The sequence below is a fragment of the Bradyrhizobium sp. SHOUNA76 genome, assembly GCF_023006445.1.
Classification (GTDB): domain Bacteria; phylum Pseudomonadota; class Alphaproteobacteria; order Rhizobiales; family Xanthobacteraceae; genus Bradyrhizobium.
Genome location: NZ_JALBHA010000533.1, coordinates 1 through 4,155, shown reverse-complemented (window position 1 = coordinate 4,155; position 4,155 = coordinate 1). Strand labels below are relative to the sequence as shown.

General features: G+C 65.3%; 4 protein-coding genes. 1 reads left to right on the top strand and 3 read right to left on the bottom strand.

Features of this window, described 5'->3' with window-relative positions; genetic code table 11:
• On the bottom strand, nt 1-283 hold a 283-nt coding region (locus tag MOV74_RS32645; RefSeq protein WP_309486859.1), incomplete at its 3' end, for a DUF2239 family protein.
• Between the two features lie 163 nt (nt 284-446).
• Between MOV74_RS32645 and MOV74_RS32640 the strand changes: the two genes are divergently transcribed.
• Nucleotides 447-1,112, top strand: a complete 666-nt coding sequence (locus MOV74_RS32640) for a glutathione S-transferase family protein (RefSeq protein WP_246931108.1) — start codon at nt 447-449, stop codon at nt 1,110-1,112.
• A gap of 28 nt (nt 1,113-1,140) precedes the next feature.
• Here the strand turns inward: MOV74_RS32640 and MOV74_RS32635 are convergent, their stop codons facing one another.
• Together MOV74_RS32635 and ggt are read right to left on the bottom strand one after the other, a co-directional pair.
• Nucleotides 1,141-2,436: an MFS transporter gene (locus MOV74_RS32635; RefSeq protein ID WP_246931107.1), complete on the bottom strand. Its 1,296-nt coding sequence runs from the start codon at nt 2,434-2,436 to the stop codon at nt 1,141-1,143.
• A gap of 99 nt (nt 2,437-2,535) precedes the next feature.
• A partial coding sequence (gene ggt, locus MOV74_RS32630; RefSeq protein ID WP_246931106.1) for a gamma-glutamyltransferase occupies nt 2,536-4,155 on the bottom strand: 1,620 nt, incomplete at its 5' end.

Sequence of the window (4,155 nt, the reverse complement as noted above, 5' to 3'; positions counted from 1 at the left end):
CGCCGAGCTTCGGCCGGCCGCGGCCGCGCGGCTCGCTTGATGGCGTGCTCTCCTCGACCGGGGGCGGGACGAGCTTCGCCAACCGCGTCAGCACTTCGCGGTCCCCGCCGCGCAGATCGAAGTCGATCGATCGGCCGGTGTCGTCCTCGAAGATGATGATGGGCTCGTCCGGCAGTGGCGCCATCCGCTTGACGATTAGCGCGACTTCCCCTGCCGGTCCGGACACCAGGCGACGCGGGCCTTGGAAAGCGGTGAAAATCTTCTGCATTGGAATCATTGCCATATTGACGATGCCGGGCCGTTTAATACCCGGGTATATTTAGGTTGTCAATATACCCGGGTGAAATTATCCGACCGGATGGCTCGACATTGCGTTCCCGGGCTGGCAGGTACGCGGCCGACCGACCACGCCTAGCCACCACGCCTAGCCTTGGGGGACCTCGCCGATGCTGACCGTTCACCACCTCAACAATTCCCGCTCGCAGCGCGTGCTGTGGCTGCTCGAAGAGTTGGGCGTGCCCTACGAGATCGTGCGCTATCAGCGCCAGGCGGATATGCGCGCGCCGAAGGAGCTGCGCGCCATCCATCCGCTCGGCAAGTCGCCCGTCATCACCGACAACGGCAACACCATCGCCGAGTCAGGCGCGATCATCGAATATCTCATCGCGACCTACGGCAACGGCCGCCTGATTCCGCCTCCGAACACGCCGGAGCGGCTGCGCTTCACCTATTGGCTGCATTATGCCGAAGGATCCGCGATGCAGCCGTTGCTGCTGAAGCTGCTATTCACGCTGATGCCGAAGCGCGCGCCCGCACTGCTTCGTCCGCTGGTGCGCAAGGTCTCGAACACGGCGCTGACCACGCTGGTCAATCCGCAGCTCAAGCAGCACATGGATTACTGGGAAGGCGAGCTTGCGAAGAGCGAGTGGTTCGCTGGCAACGACTTCACGGCTGCCGACATTCAGATGAGCTTTCCGCTGGAGGCGGCGCAAGCGCGCGGCGGCCTCGAGCAGGGCCATCCCAAGGCGATGGCATTCCTCGAGCGCATCCACGCGCGGCCGGCCTATGCTCGTGCGTTGGAAAAGGGCGGACCGTATCAGGTGGGGCGGTAAGTTTTCCTCGCCGCCCCACGCCGGGAGTTTAGTCCGCGTGCAGGACGCGCCCGCGCGTCTCGGGCAGCGCAAAGGCGGCAATGAAGAACACAGCGTAGGCCACCACCGCGAAGATCGCGATCGCATTCGCAAGCGACGTCGTCGCCGAGAGCGCGCCAACGAGGAACGGAAACAGCGCGCCGATGCCGCGGCCGAAATTGTAGCAAAAGCCCTGGCCGGAGCCGCGCAGCCGCGTCGGATAAAGCTCGGTCAGGAACGCGCCGATGCCGGAGAAATAGCCCGAGGCGAAGAAGCCGAGCGGGAAACCGAGCACCCAGAGGACTTCATTGGTGAGCGGCAGCTGCGTATAGAGCAGCACCACAGCCATGGCGCCGATCGAGAAGATCAGGAACAGATTGCGACGTCCGATGCGGTCGGCAAGCCAGGCGCCGACGAGATAGCCGATGAAGGAGCCGATGATCAGCGTCGAGAGATAGCCGGTCGAGCCGACGATCGACAGATGCCGCTCCTTGGTCAGGAATTGCGGCACCCAGAACGTGACGGCGTAGTAGCCGCCCTGGCAGCCCGTCGCCATCAGCGACGCCAGGATCGTGGTCTTCAGGATCGGACCGGAGAAAATCTCCCAGAGCGCCGGGCGATCGCCGCTCGCGGCCTGCCTGGCGCGGGCCTGGGCCGAGATTTCCGGCTCGGTGACGGAGCGGCGGATGTAGAACACGAGCAGCGCCGGCAGCGCGCCGATCACGAACATCCAGCGCCAGGCCGTCTCCGGCGGCAAGACCGAGAACAGGATCGCTTGCGACAGCACCGCGAGGCCCCAGCCGACCGCCCAGCCCGACTGCACCGAGCCCACGGCACGTCCGCGATATTGCGGCCGGATCGCTTCACCCATGAGCACGGCGCCCGCCGCCCATTCGCCGCCGAAGCCGAGGCCGAGCACGGCACGTGCAATCAGGAGCTGGTCGAAGTTCTGCACGACGGCACAGACCAGCGAGAAGAACGAGAACCAGATGATGGTGATCTGGAGCGTTCTCACCCGCCCGATATGGTCGGAGAGATAACCGCCGAGCCAGCCGCCGATCGCGGAGGCGAGCAGCGTCACCGTTCCGGCAAGGCCAGCGGAGGCCGCATCGACCTTCCACAGCGCGATGATGGTGCCGATCACCAGCGGATAGATCATGAAGTCCATGCCGTCGAGCGCCCACCCGGCCGCACAGGCCCAGAACGTCCGGCGCTCCGGCGTGCTCATGTCGCGATAGAACGCCAGCAGGCTGGTGTCCTCGATCTCGGCGCGTTCGATACGCTGGTTCGGATCGGTCGTCGTCATGTGCGTCTCCCCGGCAGTTTCTTGAAAGCTGCGCTTTGGTAGCACGCGTGGTCGCGGGAGCTAGCGGGCCCGCGCTCCCGTGCCATGCAAATGACCGGCCTACTGCCCCGCGGCCTCCGCACCGCGCGTGCGCAGATCGGGCGCGCCGAGCGGCCCGTTCGGAGTCACGAGGATCGAATTGGCCGACGTCTGCCCCATCGGCTCGACGACGAAATGACCCATTGCCTTCAGGCTGAGCAGCACGTCGTCGGGAAAGCCGCGCTCGATGCGCACTTCGTCCGGCAGCCATTGATGATGCAGCCGCGGCGTCGAAACGGCAGCGGCCACGTCCATCTTGTAGTCGAGGACGTTCACGATCACCTGGAGCACCGTCGAGATGATGCGGCTGCCACCGGGCGAACCTGTCACCAGCACCGGCTTGCCGTCCCGCAGCACGATGGTCGGTGACATCGAGGATAGCGGCCGCTTGCCCGGTCCGGGCAGATTGGCCTCGAAGCCGACCAGGCCATAGGCATTGGAAGCGCCGATCGCTGCGGTGAAGTCGTCGAGTTCGTTGTTGAGCAGCACGCCGGTGCCGTCGGCGACGAGGCCGACGCCATAACTGAAGTTCAGCGTATAGGTGTTGCTGACGGCGTTGCCGCGGCCGTCGACGACCGAGAAATGCGTGGTGTTGCTGCCCTCGCGCGGTGAGGGAGCCGCCGAAGCCAGCTCCTTCGACGGCGTGGCGCGATCGGCGGAGATGCCTGCGCGCAACTTGGCGGCGTAGTCCTTGGCGGTCAGCGTCTCGATTGGTGCGTTGACGAAGGCGGGATCGCCGAGATAGCGCGCACGGTCCGCATAGGCGCGCTTCATGGCTTCGATCAAAAGATGCAGCGACGCCGGCGAACCCTGCTTCAAATCCGCGAGCTGGAAGCCTTCGAGAATGTTGAGGGTCTCCACCAGCACCACGCCGCCAGACGAAGGCAGCGGCATCGATACGATGTCGTAGCCGCGATAGGTGCCGCGCACCGGCGCGCGGATCACCGCCTGATAGGATTTCAGGTCGGCCGGCGTCATGATGCCGCCGGCGTCCGTCACGGCCTTGGCGAGCTTTTCCGCAACCGGCCCCTCATAGAAGCCGCGTGGCCCCTGCGCCGCGACGGCTGACAGCGTTTCAGCGAGATCGCCCTGCACCAGCCTGTCGCCTTCACTGATCGGCGTGCCATCCGGCCGCGAGAAGATTTTGGCCGAGGAAGGCCAGCGTGCCAGCCGCCGGTGCCAGCCCGGCAGCGTGTCTGCCATGTCGTCGCTGACGACAAAACCATCGCGGGCGAGTGCAATCGCAGGCTCGAGCAGTTGTGCCAGCGTGAACTGGCCCGAGCCGTATTTTTCCAATGCGAGAGCGAGACCTGCGACGGTGCCGGGCACGCCAATGCCAAGCGCGGAATCCCGTGATTTCGCTACGTCCGGCTTGCCGTCGGGTCCGAGGAATATTTGTGGCGTGGTCGCCGCGGGCGCCGTCTCGCGGTAATCAATCGTGATGTCTTCATTGCGATCGACGGAATGGATCACCATAAAACCGCCGCCGCCGACATTGCCGGCGCGCGGATAGGTCACGGCCATCGCAAAACCGGTCGCGACGGCGGCATCGACCGCATTACCGCCGCGCCGCAGGATGTCGGCACCGACCTGCGCAGATATCTTCTCCTGCGCGACCACCATGCCGTGTTCGGCGGCGAC